Annotated in this window: 16 protein-coding genes; 8 read left to right on the top strand and 8 right to left on the bottom strand. The window is 41.4% G+C overall.

Annotated elements, in window-relative coordinates; genetic code table 11:
* Positions 1–177: 177 nt before the first annotated feature.
* From mazG to QWZ17_RS10785, 4 genes are all read left to right on the top strand, one after another.
* Positions 178–981: a nucleoside triphosphate pyrophosphohydrolase gene (gene mazG, locus QWZ17_RS10800; RefSeq protein WP_290305213.1), complete on the top strand. Its 804-nt coding sequence runs from the start codon at positions 178–180 to the stop codon at positions 979–981.
* Positions 982–1,046: 65 nt separating this feature from the next.
* Positions 1,047–1,487, top strand: coding sequence for a hypothetical protein (locus QWZ17_RS10795; RefSeq protein ID WP_290305212.1), 441 nt, complete (start codon positions 1,047–1,049; stop codon positions 1,485–1,487).
* 201 nt (positions 1,488–1,688) lie between these two features.
* Complete coding sequence (locus QWZ17_RS10790) at positions 1,689–2,258, top strand: RNA polymerase sigma factor (RefSeq protein ID WP_290305211.1); 570 nt, start codon at positions 1,689–1,691, stop codon at positions 2,256–2,258.
* On the top strand, positions 2,236–3,762 hold the full coding sequence (locus tag QWZ17_RS10785) for a hypothetical protein (RefSeq protein WP_290305210.1): 1,527 nt from the start codon (positions 2,236–2,238) through the stop codon (positions 3,760–3,762). Before QWZ17_RS10790 ends, QWZ17_RS10785 begins: the two co-directional genes overlap by 23 nt.
* 613 nt (positions 3,763–4,375) lie before the next feature.
* On the opposite strand, the gene QWZ17_RS10780 is transcribed toward QWZ17_RS10785, so the two are convergent.
* Complete coding sequence (locus QWZ17_RS10780; protein WP_290305209.1) at positions 4,376–5,596, bottom strand: ABC transporter permease; 1,221 nt, start codon at positions 5,594–5,596, stop codon at positions 4,376–4,378.
* An 84-nt stretch (positions 5,597–5,680) separates the two neighbouring features.
* On the opposite strand from QWZ17_RS10780, the gene QWZ17_RS10775 reads away from it, so the two are divergent.
* The 3 genes from QWZ17_RS10775 (at position 5,681) to cmk (ending at position 8,666) form a co-directional block, all read left to right on the top strand.
* Positions 5,681–6,925 (top strand): exo-beta-N-acetylmuramidase NamZ family protein, encoded by a 1,245-nt coding sequence (locus QWZ17_RS10775; protein WP_290305208.1) that lies wholly within the window; start codon positions 5,681–5,683, stop codon positions 6,923–6,925.
* Between the two features lie 28 nt (positions 6,926–6,953).
* On the top strand, positions 6,954–7,871 hold the full coding sequence (fmt, locus tag QWZ17_RS10770) for a methionyl-tRNA formyltransferase (RefSeq protein ID WP_290305207.1): 918 nt from the start codon (positions 6,954–6,956) through the stop codon (positions 7,869–7,871).
* 120 nt (positions 7,872–7,991) lie between these two features.
* Positions 7,992–8,666 carry a (d)CMP kinase gene (gene cmk, locus QWZ17_RS10765; RefSeq protein WP_290305206.1) on the top strand — a complete coding sequence of 225 codons (675 nt, stop codon included), beginning with the start codon at positions 7,992–7,994 and terminating at the stop codon, positions 8,664–8,666.
* Positions 8,667–8,738: 72 nt separating this feature from the next.
* Here the strand turns inward: cmk and QWZ17_RS10760 are convergent, their stop codons facing one another.
* Together QWZ17_RS10760 and QWZ17_RS10755 are read right to left on the bottom strand one after the other, a co-directional pair.
* Entirely contained in the window at positions 8,739–9,209 is a 471-nt protein-coding gene (locus QWZ17_RS10760; protein ID WP_290305205.1) for a deoxycytidylate deaminase, read from the bottom strand.
* Positions 9,210–9,300: 91 nt separating this feature from the next.
* A complete protein-coding gene (locus QWZ17_RS10755) occupies positions 9,301–10,935 on the bottom strand; it encodes an MFS transporter (RefSeq protein ID WP_290305204.1) in 1,635 nt (544 codons plus the stop codon).
* A 167-nt stretch (positions 10,936–11,102) separates the two neighbouring features.
* Between QWZ17_RS10755 and QWZ17_RS10750 the strand changes: the two genes are divergently transcribed.
* Positions 11,103–11,759, top strand: a complete 657-nt coding sequence (locus tag QWZ17_RS10750; protein ID WP_290305203.1) for a LysE family translocator — start codon at positions 11,103–11,105, stop codon at positions 11,757–11,759.
* A gap of 526 nt (positions 11,760–12,285) precedes the next feature.
* Here the strand turns inward: QWZ17_RS10750 and QWZ17_RS10745 are convergent.
* The 5 genes from QWZ17_RS10745 to QWZ17_RS10725 form a co-directional block, all read right to left on the bottom strand.
* Positions 12,286–14,193, bottom strand: a complete 1,908-nt coding sequence (locus QWZ17_RS10745; RefSeq protein WP_290305202.1) for an amidophosphoribosyltransferase — start codon at positions 14,191–14,193, stop codon at positions 12,286–12,288.
* Positions 14,194–14,458: 265 nt separating this feature from the next.
* On the bottom strand, positions 14,459–15,079 hold the full coding sequence (locus QWZ17_RS10740) for an alpha-ketoglutarate-dependent dioxygenase AlkB family protein (RefSeq protein ID WP_290305201.1): 621 nt from the start codon (positions 15,077–15,079) through the stop codon (positions 14,459–14,461).
* Between the two features lie 214 nt (positions 15,080–15,293).
* Complete coding sequence (locus tag QWZ17_RS10735; RefSeq protein WP_290305200.1) at positions 15,294–16,601, bottom strand: ammonium transporter; 1,308 nt, start codon at positions 16,599–16,601, stop codon at positions 15,294–15,296.
* A gap of 107 nt (positions 16,602–16,708) precedes the next feature.
* Entirely contained in the window at positions 16,709–18,208 is a 1,500-nt protein-coding gene (locus QWZ17_RS10730; protein ID WP_290305199.1) for an NADH-quinone oxidoreductase subunit N, read from the bottom strand.
* A 5-nt stretch (positions 18,209–18,213) separates the two neighbouring features.
* Complete coding sequence (locus tag QWZ17_RS10725) at positions 18,214–19,929, bottom strand: DUF4139 domain-containing protein (RefSeq protein ID WP_290305198.1); 1,716 nt, start codon at positions 19,927–19,929, stop codon at positions 18,214–18,216.
* Positions 19,930–19,931 lie beyond the last annotated feature (2 nt).

The following is a 19,931-nucleotide window of genomic DNA, read 5'->3' as shown; positions in this document are numbered from 1 at the left end:
TTGTTACACAAAACTACCGGGCACTCATGACAACCCTATGTCAGGAGCTTTTAAATTAAATCAATGCAGGTTTTAATATTTTACAAATAACGTTGTTTGAATTGCAAGTTGCATCAAATCCGATAGTTTGATTGTTCCCCTAAGCACCTATCTTTGCTGTATAACAAATACAAACACATGCCTTTAAAAGCTCCTGAAACCGCTCCTACCTCAACCATAGCATTTCAACGTTTACTGATCATTATGGACGATCTGCGGGCCAACTGCCCATGGGATAAAAAGCAAACATTGGAAAGTTTACGCCACCTAACCATCGAAGAAACTTACGAACTAAGCGATGCCATTTTAGGCGATGATATGCAGGAGATAAAAAAAGAACTGGGCGATATTATGCTGCACCTGGTTTTTTATTCCAAAATAGCATCTGAAACCAATGATTTTAATATTACTGATGTTTTAAACGGCGTTTGCGATAAGCTTATTAACCGCCACCCGCATATTTATGGCGATGTAGAAGTGCAAAACGAAGAAGATGTAAAACGCAACTGGGAACAAATTAAACTTAAGGAAGGCAACAAATCTGTTTTGGGCGGTGTGCCCGCTTCATTACCGGCATTAGTAAAAGCATCGCGCATACAGGAAAAAGCGCGTGGCGTAGGCTTTGACTGGGAAGAGAAAAACCAGGTTTGGGCCAAGGTGGAAGAAGAGATGCAGGAATTTAAAAACGAATTTAACGCCGAAGACGAAAGCGCCATCGACCATGAAAAAGCCGAAGCCGAATTTGGTGATCTGCTGTTTTCACTTATCAACTATGCCCGTTTTATCAACATCAACCCCGAAAACGCGCTCGAAAAAACCAATAAAAAATTCATCAAGCGTTTTCAATACCTTGAATTGAAGGCCAAAGAGAACGGTAAACAACTACAGGATATGAGCCTTGCCGAGATGGACATATTCTGGAACGAGGCAAAAAAACTTTAAAATTTCACTTAGATATTGTAGCGTTTGTATCTTTATGTACGTAACCAATGTAAATACAAAGAAATATGAAGCGTTTTTTATCTTATTTATTACCCATATTGTTAATATTCGCCGTTGCTTGCTCGCCCAAATCAACCAGTACCGTAGTGCCGGCACCGTCTGGAACATTTTCGGGCCAGTTTAGATTTTATACCAAAAACAGCTCAGGCAACTATGACAGCCTCAGAACCAGCATAACACTTAAGTTAACAACTGATTACCATTTTAAGGTAACAGGCGATACCTCAACTGTGCATGCGGGTAGTCATGGTACGTTTAGTTATGATGGCTATTATATGCTGTTTGGCGATAGTACTTACAGCGCAACGGCTCCAAAAACCAAAAAACATTTATCGGGTTTGTTCCAGTATTTGTACGATGGCACCAATTTAAAGATGTTACGTTCTACATCAGGCTCAAGTCCAGATACTATCGGGCGTTATGACCTTAGCAGAACTTTAAATTAATATTTGTTTTTAACTAAACTGCCGTCGCCTTTTTGGGCCGACGGCTTTTTTAATTACAAGCCATATTAATTTGTAGTTAACTCTATTGACACGGGCGTGGCCTGCAAACAAAAAACATTTTTTTTATTTGTATCAATGTGGTTACATGCTGCGTAAGGGCATAAAAACCAACACAATATTTAGCGGAATTAAACATACTTAATGCATCTACCCAAACGCATTACTGAAGAAGAAATCATCAGCCAATGCAAAGCAGGCAACCTTAAATACCAGGAAATGCTGTATAAGCAGTTTTATGGCTATGCTATGGGTATAGGCTTGCGTTACAGCTTAAATCGCGATGATGCTTTAGAGGCCGTAAATGATGCATTTATAAAAGTATTTAACGCTATATATAATTACAATACAGATAAACCCTTTAAAGCCTGGCTGCGTACAATTGTGGTAAATACCGCTATAGACCGCCGTCGCAAGGATCTTAAATTCCAGTTAAATGTTGAGTTGGATAACGCCGCGCCCATTAGCAGTAATGTGGGTACGGTTGATAATTTAAATGCACAGGATATATTAAAACTGATGAACGAGCTGCCGCCTATACAGCTTACCATTTTTAATATGTACGAAATAGATGGTTACAATCATGACGAAATTGGTACTATGTTAGCTATCCCGGCAAGTTCATCGCGCGTTTATTTAAGCCGGGCTAAAGAACGATTGAGAAAAATATTAAGGCACGAAACACAAAACCATGGACGATCATCAGTTGGATAACGACTTAAAGAACCGCATCAGGGAGGTGTTTGATAATTACGAAGACACCACCGCCGATGAAGGCTGGCTGCTGCTTAGGGAACGATTCCCTGAGGAGGAGAAAAAGCGCCCGGTGGCCTGGTTATGGTGGGCAGGTGTGGCTGCCGGCTTACTGCTATTTTTAAGCATAGGCGTTTGGATGCTTGGTAAAAAACAGCGGGCAAATGATAGCGTTGCTATTAACCCAATCAAACAACATCAACATAAAACAGAAATTAAAGACTCGGCTGCACAGTTGGCCAGCACGCTAAATACAACTGGAAATAAACCGGCGGATAGCTTAGCAACGTCAACTCAAAACAATATCATTCCAAACAGTAAGCAAACACATAAAAGCCCGGTTGGGGCTTCGGCTCCTGTACAAAATAATATGGCGCAAAGCAATGTACCGGTAGTTAAAAGCCAGGCAGTAAATAATGCAAACACAACGCAAGCCAGCAACATGCTTGCAACTAATCAGCAAAAGCAACCTGCTTTAAATAGTCAGCCTTTGACTACCGGTGGTAATAACGGCATAGGCGGTAGTAGTAATGTGGCGGTTGTTACGCCACAGGTTGGTAAACAAACTAATATTGCAGCAACTACGCAAAAAGGGACTGATACCGCTAAATTGGCACCGCCAAAAACAGATGCTGCCCAATATGCTGTAAACAATAATATTATCCCTAATAAAACCGCGGATAGCAAACCTGCTGCTACAGATAAACAATTTGCCAAAACAGCTACGTCAGCAAGCGCCATGGACGCCATGTTTAAGGCAGAGCAAAATCAGTCTAAACGCCCGGAAGAAAAGCCGGCAGATGACAAACGGGTGAAATTTGGTGTGTACGCCGCTACATTTTTCAACTACGCCAAAGGCAGCAGTAACCAGGTTAATGCCGGCGCGGGTTTTACATCTGATATTAAATTGAGCAAAAATCTTAAGCTATCAACAGGGATAGCATTGGCACAAAACACTTTAAAATACAACAGCACCACGCCGCCAAATACAAACGCGGCCAGCGCGTTAGCCTTTGCCGCTACAAAACAGGAAGATATGCTGGCACCTGCCTCATCATTACCTACCTTTAAAAACTACAACGCCAGCCTGGTAGGGCTTGATGTACCTATCAATATTAAATACGAGTTTAACCCGCAAAAAACAGACGCGTACATTTCGGCAGGCCTAAGTTCGGGCACGTTTATTAACGAGGCTTATACCACCAGCTACGGCATTACCCACAATTCGTTGCTGGCAGGTGTAACACAGCAAACCACCGATCAAACCGATAAGCAAAGCTTTAACAGCTTTTATTTTGCCAGAACGTTAAACGTTTCCGTTGGTTTAGGAACCGCCATAGGTAAAAGCAACCGCCTTGTTATTGAACCTTTTTTGAAATACCCGCTTCAAGGGCTGGGATCGCAACAGATAAAGTTTGGTGCAGGCGGCGTGAACCTAAAATTTAACTTTACCAATAAAAAGTAAAGGAGTATCAAATTAGGAAAATCGTTTTTAGAGTCCTATCTTGATTTTTTTGGGGCTAAAACCTTCTTTTTTAGTTACTCTCGTTAACCGTTGGCTAAAGTCAAAACGGCAATGAATTAAAAATCAAATTCGAAAGCCATTTGAAAATTCATGTTCGTTCCATTTGTGGGGCGTACAAAGGCGATATACAAAGGGGCTTCAGCCAAAATGCACGGGTATGATCGATAGGGGTTTCAATTATAACTTATTAAACATTCAAAAACCGCAAAATATTTAGAAGCCGTCAAAAAACGGTTCCGGAAGGATATTATAGTCAAAAATCGCCATTGCTTTGTTATTCCTTCTACCAATTGCTTATCGTTTAAACGCTGGCGACGACTCACCCCGGCAACGCTTCGCTGGCCGACCCTCTCTCCGGTAAGCCGCAAAGAGGATGGAAAAATAGAAAGCTCTTGCCCCTCTATGCGACGCAGTCGGAGAGAGGGAGACGGGCGTAGCCTCGTCGGGGTGAGTCGTCTGCGCCTCATTCACACCATGCCATTCTTCAGATGTTGAGAATCTTACCAAAGGCAATAACAATCTGTTTTCTTACTTTTAAACAGCTTCTTAAAGATTACTTAAACCTGATAGCCTTAACCGGCGAAATTTTGCTTACCAGCATAGATGGCACAATAAGCACCAGCAGGCAAATGAACAGCGTACCTATGTTAAGCCAAAGAATATCCCAGGCGCTAAACATTACGGGTACAAAGGTCATGTAATAAGAAGCCTGGTCGAGTTTAAAGAAATGGGTTTGCTGTTGAAAAAAGCCAAGGCCAAGGCCCAAAGCATTCCCCAGTATAAGGCCTAAACCTATGAGGTAAGTGGCGTTAAATAAAAACACTTTTTGAATGTTCCAGTTTGATGCCCCCATGGCTTTAAACATGCCAATCATAGCGGTACGCTCCAAGATCATGATAAGTAATGCCGATATCATATTGATCACCGCCACAATTACCATGAGTACCAGCATCACTACCGAATTTACATCTAACAAGTTGAGCCACTCAAAAATGTTAGGATAATCATCCATAACGGTATGCGTTTTTTCTTTGATGGGTAAAATGTCATCTACCCTATCGGCAGTTTGGTTTAACTGGTCAAAATCGGCAACACGAATCTCGTACTGGCCTATCTCGGCGGGTTTCCAATTATTAAGTCGGTTTATTAATGATAACGAGCCAATTACAAATGTTTTATCAACTTCCTCTACCCCGATGCTAAAAATGCCTTTTATTTTAAACTGGCGCTTACGCAAGGGTTCCTGCACAAAATACATCAACAGCTTATCGCCAACCTTAAGCTTTAACCTATCGGCAGTTGTTTGCGATAGCATGATCTCTTTTTGCGCCTCAACAGAATCTCTAAAATCAATAACGTCGCCGGCCACCATCATTTTTTTAAAGTAGCTCCACTCGTAACTTTTGTCAACGCCTTTTAATACAACACCTTCAATTTCGTTATTGGCTTTAATAATACCGGGCTTGGTGGCAGTAGGCATTACGTTGGTTACCTGCGGTAATTTCAGCAGCTTTTGAACAAAGGCGGCATCGTACGTTATGGGCGAACTTTCGTATGAACTGTTCAGATCAAACTTCACCACGCGCATATCGCCAGCAAAGCCCCGAACTTTTTCGCGAATTTCGTGTTTAAATCCTTTAATAATAGCTAATGTTAATATCATTACCCCTAAGCCAAGCATAATGCCAATAATGGCAATACGTACAATCAGTTTTGAAAATGTACGCTTGGTTTTGAATGTTATACGGGTTGATATAAAGGAGGCGAAACTCAATGCAGCATGTTTTTAGTACCTTCGCAAATATGCGGTTTTGCTATTAAACCTGCTACTTTTTAAATTGTTTCAACACAATATTTTATGAGAACCACCACTGTTTTTCTACAAACCGCACTAATAGCAGTACTAAGTATCAACACGGCTTGTGCCAGCGCGGTTATCCATCATACTAAACCAACAGATAGCATTAAAACCGACAAAAAAATTAACACAGAAATAATTACCGGGGCCGATCAAATTCCGCTGTATTTTGATTATCTTAAGGGAAAAAATATTGGGATGGTTGTTAATCAAACTTCTGTTATTGGTAAAACCCTTACGCCCAGTGTTGATAGTTTGCTAAAACGCGGTATCAGCATCAAAAAAGTTTTCGGCCCGGAACATGGCTTCCGCGGTAATGCCAGCAATGGTGCCGTGGTTAACGATGCCGTTGATACCAAAACAGGTTTGCCGGTAATATCCCTGTACGGCAACAAACATTACAAACCAACTCCCGAAGATTTAAAAGGCATCGACCTGATGATATTTGACATTCAGGATGTTGGCGCCCGGTTTTATACCTATATATCAACCCTGCACTACGTAATGGAGGCTTGCGCCGAAAATAATGTGGAATTGATGATACTGGACAGGCCTAATCCTAACGGCTACCTGGTTGACGGTCCTGTTTTAGATACCACCTACCATTCTTTTGTAGGTATGCACCCCATCCCCATCAGCCACGGTATGACCATTGGCGAATATGCCAAAATGATTAACGGCGAACACTGGCTTAAAGATGGCGTACAATGCAGGTTAAAAATTATTAAAGTAGCCAACTATACCCATAAAATGGCTTATAAACTGCCCGTAAATCCATCGCCAAACTTAAATACCAATCAATCTATTTTATTGTACCCCAGCATTTGCCTGTTTGAGGGTACAACGTTTAGCCTGGGCCGGGGTACTTATTTTCCGTTTTTGATATTGGGGCATCCTTTATTAAAGGGAACTTATAAATATTCTTTTACGCCTTTAAGTATCCCTGGCATGAGTGAAAATCCACCGCAAAAGGATAAAGAATGTTTTGGGATTGATTTAAAAAATTATAGCGCCCAACAAATTACCGCGATGGGTCATATTAACCTAAGCTGGCTGCTGGAGCTTTATAAGGCCTTCCCGGATAAGGATCATTTTTTCAATGCCTACTTCACTAAACTGGCGGGTAGTAAAGAGCTACAAAAACAGATTACCGAAGGCAAAACCGAAGCCGAGATCAGAAGTAGCTGGCAAGCCGGCTTAAAACAATTTAACAAAACACGCAGCAAATACTTATTATACAACTAATAGCAGAAGCAAATAAAAAGCATATAACATGAGAATTGTATTTATGGGCACCCCCGAGTTTGCCGTTGCATCGCTTGATGCTTTGATAACAGCCGGCAGCGATATTGTTGGTGTAATAACCGCCCCCGATAAACCGGCTGGCCGCGGTAACAAGCTTAATCAATCGGCTGTAAAACAATACGCGGTAGCCAACGGCTTAAAAGTTTTACAACCCGAAAAACTAAAAAGCCCGGATTTTTTGGCCGAGTTAAAGGCCCTGAATGCCGATTTACAGGTAGTGGTGGCCTTTAGGATGCTGCCCGAAGTTGTTTGGAACATGCCGACTAAAGGCACCATTAATTTACATGCTTCTTTATTACCCCAATATCGTGGTGCCGCCCCTATCAACTGGGCCATAATTAATGGCGAAAAAGAAAGCGGTGTAACTACTTTTTTCCTTAAACATGAAATTGATACCGGTGATGTTTTATTTACTGAAAAAATAACGCTAACAGGCCATGAATCTGCGGGCGACTTGCACGACAGATTGATGAACAAGGGTGCCGGTCTGCTGGTAAAAACCGTTAAAGCGGTTGAAAGCGGCCGTTATAACGAGCATCCGCAGGTACAACTGCTAACCGGCGAAGAACTTAAACACGCCCCCAAACTTTTCAAAGAAGATTGCTTAATAGACTGGCTGCAGCCTGCCGAAGCCATTTATAACAGGATACGTGGTTTAAGCCCGGTGCCTACCGCTTACACCAGCTTAAACGGCAAAAGTTTAAAAATATACGCGTCTGAACTATTGATAGATGAGCCGGCCATACAACCAGGTGGTTTCCTTACCGATGGCAAAACCTTTTTAAAATTTGCAGCCAAAGGTGGCTTCATCAGTTTAACTGATGTACAATTGGAAGGAAAAAAAAGAATGGGAATTGAAGATTTTTTACGTGGTGTAAAGCTGTAAACACGCTATCACAATCAGATAATTACCCTGTTGTTAACATCAATTTAAGATAAATAAAACAGCTTTACGCGGTGCTGGCCCGCTCAAGCCATCACAAAAATTATTATTTTAGCGGTTCTTATGAGCAACAACATTGTAGTAGCAATTGATGGTTATTCATCTTGCGGAAAAAGTACGCTTGCAAAAGCGTTAGCAAAAAAACTTCATTTTATTTATGTAGATAGTGGTGCCATGTACCGTGCCGTGGCTTTATACTTTTTGCGTAACAATATCGACCTGGAAAATAACGAACAGATTGCCGAAGCGTTAAAAAACATCCACCTTAATTTTCACTCGCGCGACTATCAAAGCCATATCACCCTTAATGACGAGGAAGTATCTGACGAGATCAGGCAGATGCACGTTGCCGATAAAGTAAGTGCCGTGGCGGCAATACATGATGTACGTGTTGCCATGGTTAAGCAACAGCAGCGTTTGGGAAAATCAAAAAACATTGTGATGGATGGCCGGGATATTGGAACCGTTGTGTTCCCTAACGCCCAGGTTAAGCTATTTATGACAGCCGACCCTAAGATTCGCGCCGAAAGACGCTATAAGGAGCTTTTGCCAACCAATCCTGACATTACCTTAGAAGAGATTTTTGACAACCTGGCGCACCGAGATTACCAGGATACTACCCGTAAGGAAAGCCCACTCACACGAGCCGAGGACGCTATTATATTGGATAATACGGACCTTACACAAGCCGAACAGCTGCTTTTTGCGCTGAGCCATATTGAGCCATTCATGGCCTAATAGTAAGATAGCTGATGACGAAACAAGAAAGGCTTGCGAAGTTTTAAAAACTTCGTAAGTCTGGATTCTACACTATATAATGCGCTCCTCATCTTCCACAAATCTTACCGTAGGTACACCAAACCTGTTTAAAAAATCAACGCCCTCATCGCTGCCGATGCCTTTGTACTCGGCATATGATTTATCGTAATAAACCTTGGTTATCCCGGCCGAATAAATCAATCTTGCACAAGCAATGCAAGGCGAGAGCGTGGTATACAAAGTGGCTCCCTCTAACTTTGCTCCGCTTTTAACGGCATATAGTATAGCGTTTTCTTCGGCGTGAAGTGCCAACGAACAGCTACCTTTTGAATCGCGCGCGCAACCCACGCCGGGCCATTCCTCGTCGCAGTTATGCGTACCCGCTGGCGGCCCGTTATAGCCAATGGATATAATACGGGTATCGCGGGTTAAAACTGCGCCTACGTGGGCTTTAACGCAGTGCGAGCGCTTAGCCAAGTCTGTAGCCAGGTTCATGAAAATAGAATCGAAACTTGGTTTCATACTTTTAATCATTAGGTCATTAACGTCATTGGGTCATTAAATCATACTAAAATGACTTAATGACCCAATGACCAATGACATCTTTTTTTAATTAGTGGCCCGCTGCTACTTCAACGTGGTCAAGGTCGATACCCTGGCTACGTAGTTCGCGGCTTACTTTCCATGCAAAGTATGCAAGGTAAGCAAAACCCAATACAGGTACTATATATGAGAAGTGAATACCGCTCATGCCAGGAATAACATTATTGCTACCATCGGCTACTTTACCTTGCAATGGCGGAATGATTGAACCACCCAAAATCATCATGATCAAAAACGCAGAGCCTTGGCTGGTGTATTTTCCTAAGCCTGTAATAGCTAATGAGAAAATTGATGGCCACATAATTGAACAGCATAAGCCCCCGCTAATGAAAGAGAAAGTTGCTATTTTACCTGTTGTAGCCAATCCTGTTAACATAAATGCCATACCCAATAACCCTAACACGGCTAAAGTGCGGGTTGGTTTTTGCTGACCGATGAAGAAAGCGACAATCAAGATGGCTACACAAGCCGCGTAACCATACAGATTGCTCACATTTACACCGGTTGCAGCATTTACTAACAATACAATGCCAAATGCTATAAAAGGAATAAGAATGGTAAGTATGTACTTAACAGTTTTTGAAAGGTTAAACGCGCCAATAGCACCTGCAAAACGACCGATCATTAAGCTACCCCAATATAATGAGATATATGGAGCTATATCTGATTCTTTGAATGAACCAAACTCCGGAGTTTTTAACAACGAACCCATGTTACTTTGAATAGTAACCTCGGTACCCACATAGGTAAATATGGCCAGCATACCCAAAATCAATTGCGGATACTGCATAGCACCCCAGCCTTCTTTGCTTTGTTTAGCGGCAAAAATTGTACCCACCAGGGTAAGTATAATAATAGCCAATGAAGCGTAAACAAAATATTGACTTGGCACGCCCAATTTTTTACTCAACGGGTCGGCCGCCAAAATAAGCAGGAACGCCAGGAACATAATTAAAAGTGGAGTATTTGCTTTAGGGCTTGGTTCGATAGTTTCGTCGCTGGTTACCTTTGGTAAATTTGAAAACCAAAAGAAGATAGCTACTGCGATAAATAAACCGGCAAGCATGTAGTAAAGGTTATTTACAGAAGATATCTGTACATCTTTAGCGTCAATTTTGGCAGATGCTGATCCAAATAAAATAATACCTACAACTACGGGACCTAATAAACCACCGATATTATTGATACTACCCGCAAAATTTAAACGGTTTGAACCTGTTTCTGGCGGGCCTAAAGCAACCACAAACGGGTTTGCCGCTGTTTGCTGTAGTGAAAAACCAACGGCTATGATAAAAAATACTGCTAATATAAAGCCAAAAGATCCGGTGGCGATGGCAGGGATCATACCCAATGCACCTACAGCCGATATGATAAGGCCTAAGATGATACCATTTTTATAACCCATTTTATTCATGATATCTACTTTACTTATAGATGAAGCAAAATACAGTATCAGAGAGCCTATGAAATAACCGCCATAAAAGGTAAAGTCAATTAGCTGAGATTCAAACTGGGTTAAATGAAAATGTTCTTTACAAAAGGGTATGAATACACCGTTAGAGGCGGCTAAGAAGCCCCAGAAGAAAAATACAGTTATTAGCGTATAAAGCGCCGAACTATAGCTTTTGGCCTTGTTTTGTTCCATTGTTAAAATTGGTTATACAGAATAGATTTTGAATCGTTAAACATAATTCAATTTTTGTAAAAGTGGCTACACTTTTTTAAATTAAATAAATCACAATTTTAAGTTTCGTTGTTTAATAGATAAAATTGCATATTCGCATTGTTCAAAAATGAACAAAGCCTAACTTAATGATAAAAGCCATTGTTTCGGGTATAGGGTTTGGATTAGTGTTGACGTTTTTAACTGGCCCGGTCTTTTTTGCTCTTATTAAAACCAGCATTGAAAAAGGTTTTCATGCAGGCGTTGCTCTTGCACTTGGTGTTGTAAGCAGCGATATTTTTTTTGTGGGTGCCTTATTATTTGGATCACAATATATTGACGTATCCGACCATACCAAGCTTATAGCAGGTATTACCGGCGCTGTTATATTATTTGTACTGGGCCTTTACTATATGTTTAAAAAAGCCGAGATCAATTACGGCAATAAGGTACCAACCAGTGCCGATAGGTTTGGCTATTTCCTTAAAGGTTTCCTGATGTGTATTTTTAACCCTACCCTCCTTTTCCATTGGACGGTGGTTATCGGCGCCGCAAGTACAACATTCCTGGTTGGCAGTCCGCACCGGTCGTTTCACATCGCGGTAATGTTTCTTACTATTCTTATCCTGCAATTTGGCATGGATACTCTTAAAGCCTTTTACGCCGATAAACTGCGCGACAGGATTTCGGTTAAACTTATCCATCGCTTAAACGAAGTTGCTGGCGTGGCGCTTATTATAGCATCGCTGGTGTTGGTAGATAAACTCGTTACGCATATCATTTTCTCGGCACCAACTGCGTCTTAGGCCCAATCATTAGCTTTATAGTCCATGTCATTGCGAGTTATAAAATCCGGCGGACTTTGAAGGAGGGGGTGACGTAAGAACTACCTTCTACACCCTGTCATTTTGAGGCACGAAGAATCTTCTTCGCTATAAAAGTCTGCAATTAGCGTGGCGAAGAAGATCCTTCGTACCTCAGGATGACAAACATTTTTTACAAAACGTCATGGGTAGTTTTTTTAAACCCTTCGGCCTCTGAAGGGTGAGTGACGCATCAAACGCTCCTTTCCACCCTGTCATGCTGAGGTACGAAGCATCTATTCGCAAACTTTCAGGACGAATAAGCTTGGTGCAGAATAGATCCTTCGTTCCTCAGGATGACAAACTTTTATGTTTATTTCCCTCATCAGAGTCAACTGGATTTAGAAACTTGTGATGACGATTTGTTTTGGTTTTTAAATGACTTGTATGGAAATATTATTCAACAAAAAAGGCGATGAAAAAACTCATCGCCTTGATATTTTAATTCCCCCTTCAGGGGGTTAGGAGGCTACATGTAAGCTCTTTGGTTTTTACCTTCCATCCAGTTAACAAAAGCGCGGTTAACCACTTTATTACCACCAGGGGTTGGGTAATCACCGCTAAAGTACCAGTCGCCGGTATGATCCGGGCAGGCAATGTGCAGATTATCTAAAGTTTGATAAATTACCTTAACCTCGCATTTAATCTCTTTAGGGGTAATGATCTGCGCTATACGATCAGATACCTGCTGATCTGTAAACAACTCATATATCGCTTTTACGTGGTTTTGCACCTTCTCTTTAGGTAACTTAATGCTATCCTTACATTTTTGGTAAACATCAAGAATCACATCTTCCCTACCCATTTCTTTCAACAGGCTGATGGCCGCTTCAAAAGCAACAAACTCACCCATGCGCGACATATCAATACCATAACAATCCGGATAACGGATCTGCGGCGCTGATGATACCACTACAACCTTGGTAGGACCAAGCCTGTCTAATATTTTCAGGATACTTTGTTTAAGCGTAGTACCACGTACAATTGAATCATCCAAAACAACCAGGGTATCGGTATCACGTTTTATCAAGCCATAAGTGGTATCATAAACGTGGGCAACCATTTCGCTACGATCCGCATCCTGGGTGATGAAGGTACGCAGTTTAACGTCCTTGATCGCTATTTTCTCAACACGTGGTGCCAAAGCCAGGATTTCGCTAAGCTCTTCGTCGCTTACTTTATCTTCCCGGTTTAATAACCTGTCCCGCTGGTATTTTTTTACGTATTTGTGTACCCCTTCAACCATTCCGTAAAATGCAACTTCGGCTGTATTTGGGATGTAGGAGAACACGGTGTTTTTGATATCGTGATTAACAGCGTCCAATATCTGTGGACAAAGCAAACGACCCAATTGTTTACGTTCGCGATAAATAGCTGAATCGCTGCCACGTGAAAAATAAATCCGCTCAAATGAACATGATTTTTTTTCCTTTGGTTCGCTAAACATACTTTCGGTGATCTTGCCGTTCTTTTTAACAATAAGGGCGTGACCAGGCATAATCTCCCTGATCTCTTCCATCGGCACGTTAAAGGCTGTTTGAATAGCAGGGCGCTCTGATGCCGCAACTACAATCTCGTCATTATAATAGTAAAACGCCGGACGGATACCAACCGGGTCGCGCATTACAAACGCGTCGCCATGCCCAAGAATACCGGCTATAGTATAGCCGCCATCCCAGTTTTTGGCAGATTTTGTTAAGATTTTGGCAACATCCATATCGTTAGCAATCAACTTGCTGATCTCTACGTTATCGTCCAAACCTTCGCGTTTATACTGGTCAAATAAGCCCTGGTTTTCGGTATCGATGAAGTGGCCCATTTTTTCCAATACGGTAATGGTATCGGCTTGCTCCTTAGGATGCTGACCCAAATCATATAGTTGTTGCAATAACTCATCAACATTAGTCATGTTAAAGTTACCTGCAATAACCAGATTACGGGTTTGCCAGTTGTTTTGCCTTAAAAAGGGGTGACAGCTTTCAATGCTATTTTTACCGTGGGTACCATAACGCAGGTGCCCCAATAAAACTTCGCCGGTAAAACTCACGTGCTCTTTAAGCCATTCGGCGTCAAGCATTTTTTCGGGAGTTTCCTTTTGAATATCCGCGAATTTCTTCTGGATGTATTCAAAGATATCAGCAACAGCATTAGATGCCATTGAGCGGTGCCTGCTTATGTAACGTTTGCCTGGAGCAATATCTAATTTAATGGTAGCAACACCAGCGCCATCCTGGCCGCGGTTATGTTGTTTCTCCATTAAAAGGTAAAGCTTGTTCAGGCCGTACAGCGCAGTTCCGTACTTTTTCTGATAAAAAGATAGTGGCTTTAGTAAGCGGATAAATGCCACACCGCATTCATGTTTAATCTGATCGCTCATGATTCGGAATGAGGCTGCAAAGGTATCATTTATAATGGACTCTTACTAAAATCATTTGTCATAAAATAGTAGTTTAAACATGCAATTTAAATGTGCAGATTTTAGATTACAGATGTGCAGATGTTTTTACTTGACTATTTGTCAGAATCAGAATTTACAGAATTAGAAAATTAACAGAATGCAGCGTTATTTTGAAAATTCTAAAATTCTGTAAATTCTGATTCTTACATTTCATCTGCACATCTGTAATCTAAAATCTGCACATCTAATACCTAATATCCCTAAACGTAATGTTAATCCTCGCTCCCATCTCTTTAGCGGTTTTAGGTACCTGGTGTAACCAATGGTGTTGGGTAGCTCCCTGCATTATCAGCAAACTGCCGTTGTTTAAAGCCACAGATACTTTGGCGTTCTTTTGAGTTTTGTGCTTAAACTGAAAGGTACGTGTAGCACCAAATGAAGCCGAAGCGATGACCGGGTTGCCGCTTAGTTCCTTTTCATCGTCGCTATGCCAACCCATGCTGTCGCCACCATCACGGTAATAATTAAGCAGGGCCGAATTAAATTGCTTACCGCATTGCGCTTCGGCGGCTTGTTTGATTTTGATAAGCGAAGGCGTAAAAGGATTGGGCGTGTTTACCACTCCCGAGTACGTGTATTCCTGATCGCCATCGGCATACCAGGAGGTAAGACGAGGAAAATTGACTGTTTTGCCATAAATTTTCATGGCATCCTGTTTCCAAAGAATGGTGTTCTTTAACTGTTCAAAAATATCATAAATCCCATCCTCCTGGTAAAAGTTGGGGTATAGCAAAACCTCGCTATCAAAAGGTAATAAATTTTGATGAGGAGAATTGAAGATATTTAGTTGATTGTCGATAGACATTTTTGAAATAGAGTCAAGAATTAAGAGCCAAGAATCAAGATAAGCACAAGTTGCAATTAATAATACCAAATTTATTTTCAAAGTGTTTAACAGCCCTCCATTTTTTATGTCATTAATCCTTGCTCCAAAAATCCTTGCTCCATAAAACAAAAAAATCCGGCTTTTCAGCCGGACTTTCAGGTTTATTTAGTTGGTTTGAAATTCGATGTTTAGATCATAGCTTTTCGCCATGCTGACTGATATCCAGCCCCAGCATTTCTTCTTCTGCCGAAACCCTTAGTGGCGATATCATATCCGTAATTTTTAATAGCAGCAATGATCCGAAGAAAGCGAATACAGATACGCCCACCATAGCCAAAAGCTGCACCAGGAACAGGTGTGTTTCGCCAAAAAACAAACCGTTGCCTGTAGTATTATTAGGGTTTACATGCTGACTGGCAAATACGCCTGTGAGCAGCATCCCCACCATACCACCTACCCCATGGCAAGGGAATACGTCGAGCGTATCATCGATGGTAGTGCGGGTACGCCACTCTACAACAAGGTTACTCACCACGGCCGATATAATACCGATAGCCAACGAGTGCGGTACAGTTACGTAACCCGCCGCAGGTGTAATGGCCACAAGGCCTACAACCGCGCCTATACAAGTACCCATTGCCGATGGTTTACGTCCACGCAGCATATCAAAAAATATCCAGGTAATACCACCCGCGGCAGATGCCGTAGTACTGGTGGCCAAAGCGGTTACCGCCAAAGCGTTTGCACCAAATGCCGAACCGGCGTTGAACCCGAACCAGCCAAACCATAACAAACCGGTACCTATCATCACATAAGTGATGCGGGCGGGTGAATGATTGGCCTCGTTACGGCGCTTCAGGTAAATAGCCGAAGCCAAAGCCGCCCATCCGGCAGACATGTGCACTACCGTGCCACCTGCAAAATCTAACACGCCTAACTTGGCAAGGATGCCATCAGGGTGCCAGGTGCAATGTGCCAGTGGCGAAAATATGAAAATGGAAAAAAGTACAAGAAAAATAATGTAAGAGTTAAAACGGATACGCTCGGCAAAAGCGCCGGTGATCAACGCCGGGGTGATAATGGCAAACTTCAACTGGTACATGGCAAACAGCAACAACGGGATAGTTGGCGCGGCTTTCCAGGTAGCGTTGCCCAGCATGCCCTTCATCATAAAAAAAGTGGATGGGTTGCCTATAATGCCGTGGAAACTTTCGCCAAAGGCAAGGCTGAAACCAAATATGCCCCAAAGCACGGTAATGATAACCATACAAACGATGCTTTGCAGCATGGTTGAGATCACATTTTTTTTGTTTACCATGCCGCCGTAAAAGAAAGCTAATCCTGGTGTCATGATCAAAACAAGCGCTGTTGACATCAGCATCCAGGCTATATCACCGGTATTAAATTGCGGCGAACCAGAGTTTTTGAAATCAACAGATGGAAACAGGAATGTAAGCGACAGTATTACAAGAATAATGAAAAAAGGAAAGTAACGCTTCATGTATTAGTTAGGAATTCGTTTTTAAAACGGCCTGAAATTAATACTTTTTGAGCAATTAAAAGAAGAAAATGTTAACTTTTTATTAAATAGACAATAAAAAATCAAATTTAAAGGTATTTTAATATAGAATTGGGGAAAACACCCAGTAAAATTAACACGAAGGCAATAATTGAAGCTAAAACAATCAAATTGTAAGATTTCCTGTATTCAATATCTTGGTTTTCTGATCTTTTAAGAAATAAATTCAGCGGAATTTTAATATAGTAAAATAGCGATACCACGGTAGTTAAGGCCCCGGTAATCATCAATAATGCAAGCCAAATGCTGCTATCCTGCTGATAAATATTGTACACTGCCGAAAAAACAAATAGTTTACCGGTAAATCCGGCGCTTATTGGTAAACCGGTAAGCGAGATAAGGATAATGGTAAAACAAACCGAAGCAATAGGATATTTTAATCCCAGGCCCTTGTACCCTTCTATGTCTTCGGCGTCGGCAACGTTGCTAAAGTAACTGGCCAGCGCCAGCGCGCCAATATTAGCCAGGGCATAAACTAATAGGTAATAAGTTAAGGCAGATAAGCTTTGCGGATTATGTACAATAACCGCCATTAGCGCGAAACCGGTATGCCCAATGCTTGAATAAGCCAGCATCCTTTTAACATTATTTTGCATTACGGCTGCAAAGTTGCCGGCTATCATGGTAACAATGCTTATCACTGCAAAAACAATTGTTAAATCAAAGCCTATTGCTTTACCAATTGGCATTACAAAGGGTAAAATATTAAGTACCAATGCAAAGGCAGCTATTTTAGGTAAACTTGAAAGCCACGCGGTAACCGGCGTTGGCGCGCCCTGGTAAACATCGGGCACCCAAAAATGAACCGGGACAAATGATAATTTAAACCCTATCCCAATTAGCACCAATACCACCGCAAAAGAAGCACTGAAGGAATTTACTTTTAATAATTGCGCTATCATTGCAGGAGCCTGCAAATCTAACGATCCGCTAAAACCATATAGCAACGATATTCCATACAACATAATGGCCGACGATGCCGCGCCAAACAAAACGTATTTCAAACCAGCTTCGGTGCTCAAAGCATTCTCGGTACGGTAAGCCACCATCAGGTATGAAGCGATGGAAACCATTTCAATAGCCAGGTAAATAGATAACAGGTTTACCGCCATCACCATCAAATGCAAACCAAATACAGACGCGATGGCTATAGAATACAAATCGGCCAGACCTTTACTATGCGCTTTTAGCTTTTTATCCCAGGTGAAATAAAGCAGCAACATCAACGCCAGCAAATCGATGATGGATTTAAAGCATATACTGCTGCGGTTAAGCAGCAGCATATGATTAAATATCAGGTGCCAGCCATTTAAAACCAGGCCAAATTGCAGCAAATCTTTAAAAAGCACAATCACCAGGCCTGCACAGGCTATTGCACGGCAGTAGGCAACCGCTCTTTTACCAAACACCAAATCGGTTATCATCACTACCAGGAACAATAGTACCAGGTAAGCTTCGGGCATAAAATAGGTTATGCCTGTAAAAACATCATTTAATAAACCGGTTATGTTTGGCAGTAGCTGGTGCATTTATATTATTGAACTATTACTGATTGATCTTTAGGGTATTTAACCAGGTACTTTAACTGTACTTTTTTATCATCCTGCGAATTTAGCAGGAAATTCCATGAAAGTTTGCCGGTAGCATCATCAGGTTTTGCACCGGATGTGTTTTGAACATCAACTATTACCAATGCATTCTGTGAAACCGGTACCTGGTCTTCCACCAGTAAATTCACTTTCTGGTTTTTCCGGTTCTTTACTTCAATTAACCAATTACGAGTTTCCTTTGCATTTGACCCCGATCTATCTACAAAACCTTTTTCCAGTGTTCGTTTAACCAGGATGTTTTTATCTACCCCCAAAGGCAAACTTAAAGTATCGTTTGTACCACGCGTATCAATTTTAGATTTGCCAACGTAAGTACCCTCATAATACAAATTGGCTTCGCCCGATAAAAAATTAAACTTATTCCAGTCGGTGATGCGGGCGGTTAAAAACACATCGGTACTTAGTTTTGGAACTACAAAATACTGATAGCTTGCGTTGGTGGCAACCTGGTTAATCTCTACCTGGCAAACCTTGCCATCGTCTTTTATCGAATATGGATTATCGATATTAAATTCAACATTGGTTTGATTTTCTACCATGTTTACCTGAACCGGAAAAGTGTACTCCTTATTCCGCGAGCTATATCCTACAACAGCAACCTCGCTTAAACTGCTTACCGAACCGGTACTCTGGCTATAATTTTTCTCATATTTTGGGGTAAAGTTTACAAAATAAGGATTTAGCTCCTGTTTAACATTGTTAACAGATGGGTTTCCGGTTGATAAAGAAAGCTTTACATTTCGCCAGTCTTCACCGCTTTTTTGCGATATATTGGCTTTATAAACAATAGTAACCGGACTGTTTACATTTTTGGCCCTGATATCATAACTTGGATACCAACTGGCATTACCAACAACGTAACTCAAAGTAAAAGCCGATTGTAAAGCAATTTTTGAAGCAACAGTTACAATAATGTTAGCACTTGAAACATCCTCCTGCTGATTGATGATGTTGATCTGATCTTCATATTTTTGAAATTCATCATTCAAAGCTGTTACCTGGTTGTTAATCAACCGCTCTTTCTGCCTTAATGAGGTAAGTCGTTCAGTTTGAAAATCAAGTGCCAGCTTTAATTTTGCTACATCAAGATTTTGATTTTCGGGCCTCACAAACTGATTTTTGGCTAACACTGCCTCTTCGGTTTGGTAGATAGAAATCATGTTAGATAACATGTCTGTTTTATCCCGTATTCCCTTTTGCAAAGCCCGCAAATCTTCTATTTGTTTCGCTTTAGCGCTTTTAAGGGCCTCAGAATAATTGATCTCGCTTTTTACCGAAAGCACCGTAAACTCGCCGTTGGCATGTACCTGTATACTGTTTACATCAATACCAGGCGAAATACCATCAAACACCAGATCGGATGTACCTGCATTGATACTTACCTGCGCGGTACGACTTACCTGCGCCCCTCTTAAAAACACGGTAACTTTTTGCACTTTGGAAGCTACCTTTTGTCCTTCATCAGCTTTGGCGGCAATGGCTATAAAAAGAAAAATAGCAGTTGATAGTTTTTTGAACATAACATCTTCGGTTAAATGAATACTTGCTTTTAGTTTGCCCCTGCCAACCTCAAAGGCGGCCGGGTAAACTAAAGATGCAGTGGCATGCTTTTTTCCATAAAAGAATTTATGCTGATACACTA

Origin of the sequence: Mucilaginibacter flavus (genome assembly GCF_030409315.1) — a bacterium.
Taxonomy (GTDB): Bacteria; Bacteroidota; Bacteroidia; order Sphingobacteriales; family Sphingobacteriaceae; genus Mucilaginibacter; species Mucilaginibacter flavus.
Note: the sequence above shows the minus strand (reverse complement) of the source record. Positions and strands in the feature narration are given on the sequence as shown.

Bases quoted from the DNA above. Each gene is read 5' to 3' on its own strand.
- mazG (WP_290305213.1), top strand. From the start codon at position 178: ATGCCTTTAAAAGCTCCTGAAACCGCTCCTACCTCAACCATAGCATTT.
- QWZ17_RS10795 (WP_290305212.1), top strand. From the start codon at position 1,047: ATGAAGCGTTTTTTATCTTATTTATTACCCATATTGTTAATATTCGCC.
- QWZ17_RS10790 (WP_290305211.1), top strand. From the start codon at position 1,689: ATGCATCTACCCAAACGCATTACTGAAGAAGAAATCATCAGCCAATGC.
- QWZ17_RS10785 (WP_290305210.1), top strand. From the start codon at position 2,236: ATGGACGATCATCAGTTGGATAACGACTTAAAGAACCGCATCAGGGAG.
- QWZ17_RS10775 (WP_290305208.1), top strand. From the start codon at position 5,681: ATGAGAACCACCACTGTTTTTCTACAAACCGCACTAATAGCAGTACTA.
- fmt (WP_290305207.1), top strand. From the start codon at position 6,954: ATGAGAATTGTATTTATGGGCACCCCCGAGTTTGCCGTTGCATCGCTT.
- cmk (WP_290305206.1), top strand. From the start codon at position 7,992: ATGAGCAACAACATTGTAGTAGCAATTGATGGTTATTCATCTTGCGGA.
- QWZ17_RS10760 (WP_290305205.1), bottom strand. From the start codon at position 9,209: ATGAAACCAAGTTTCGATTCTATTTTCATGAACCTGGCTACAGACTTG.
- QWZ17_RS10755 (WP_290305204.1), bottom strand. From the start codon at position 10,935: ATGGAACAAAACAAGGCCAAAAGCTATAGTTCGGCGCTTTATACGCTA.
- QWZ17_RS10750 (WP_290305203.1), top strand. From the start codon at position 11,103: ATGATAAAAGCCATTGTTTCGGGTATAGGGTTTGGATTAGTGTTGACG.
- QWZ17_RS10745 (WP_290305202.1), bottom strand. From the start codon at position 14,193: ATGAGCGATCAGATTAAACATGAATGCGGTGTGGCATTTATCCGCTTA.
- QWZ17_RS10740 (WP_290305201.1), bottom strand. From the start codon at position 15,079: ATGTCTATCGACAATCAACTAAATATCTTCAATTCTCCTCATCAAAAT.
- QWZ17_RS10735 (WP_290305200.1), bottom strand. From the start codon at position 16,601: ATGAAGCGTTACTTTCCTTTTTTCATTATTCTTGTAATACTGTCGCTT.
- QWZ17_RS10730 (WP_290305199.1), bottom strand. From the start codon at position 18,208: ATGCACCAGCTACTGCCAAACATAACCGGTTTATTAAATGATGTTTTT.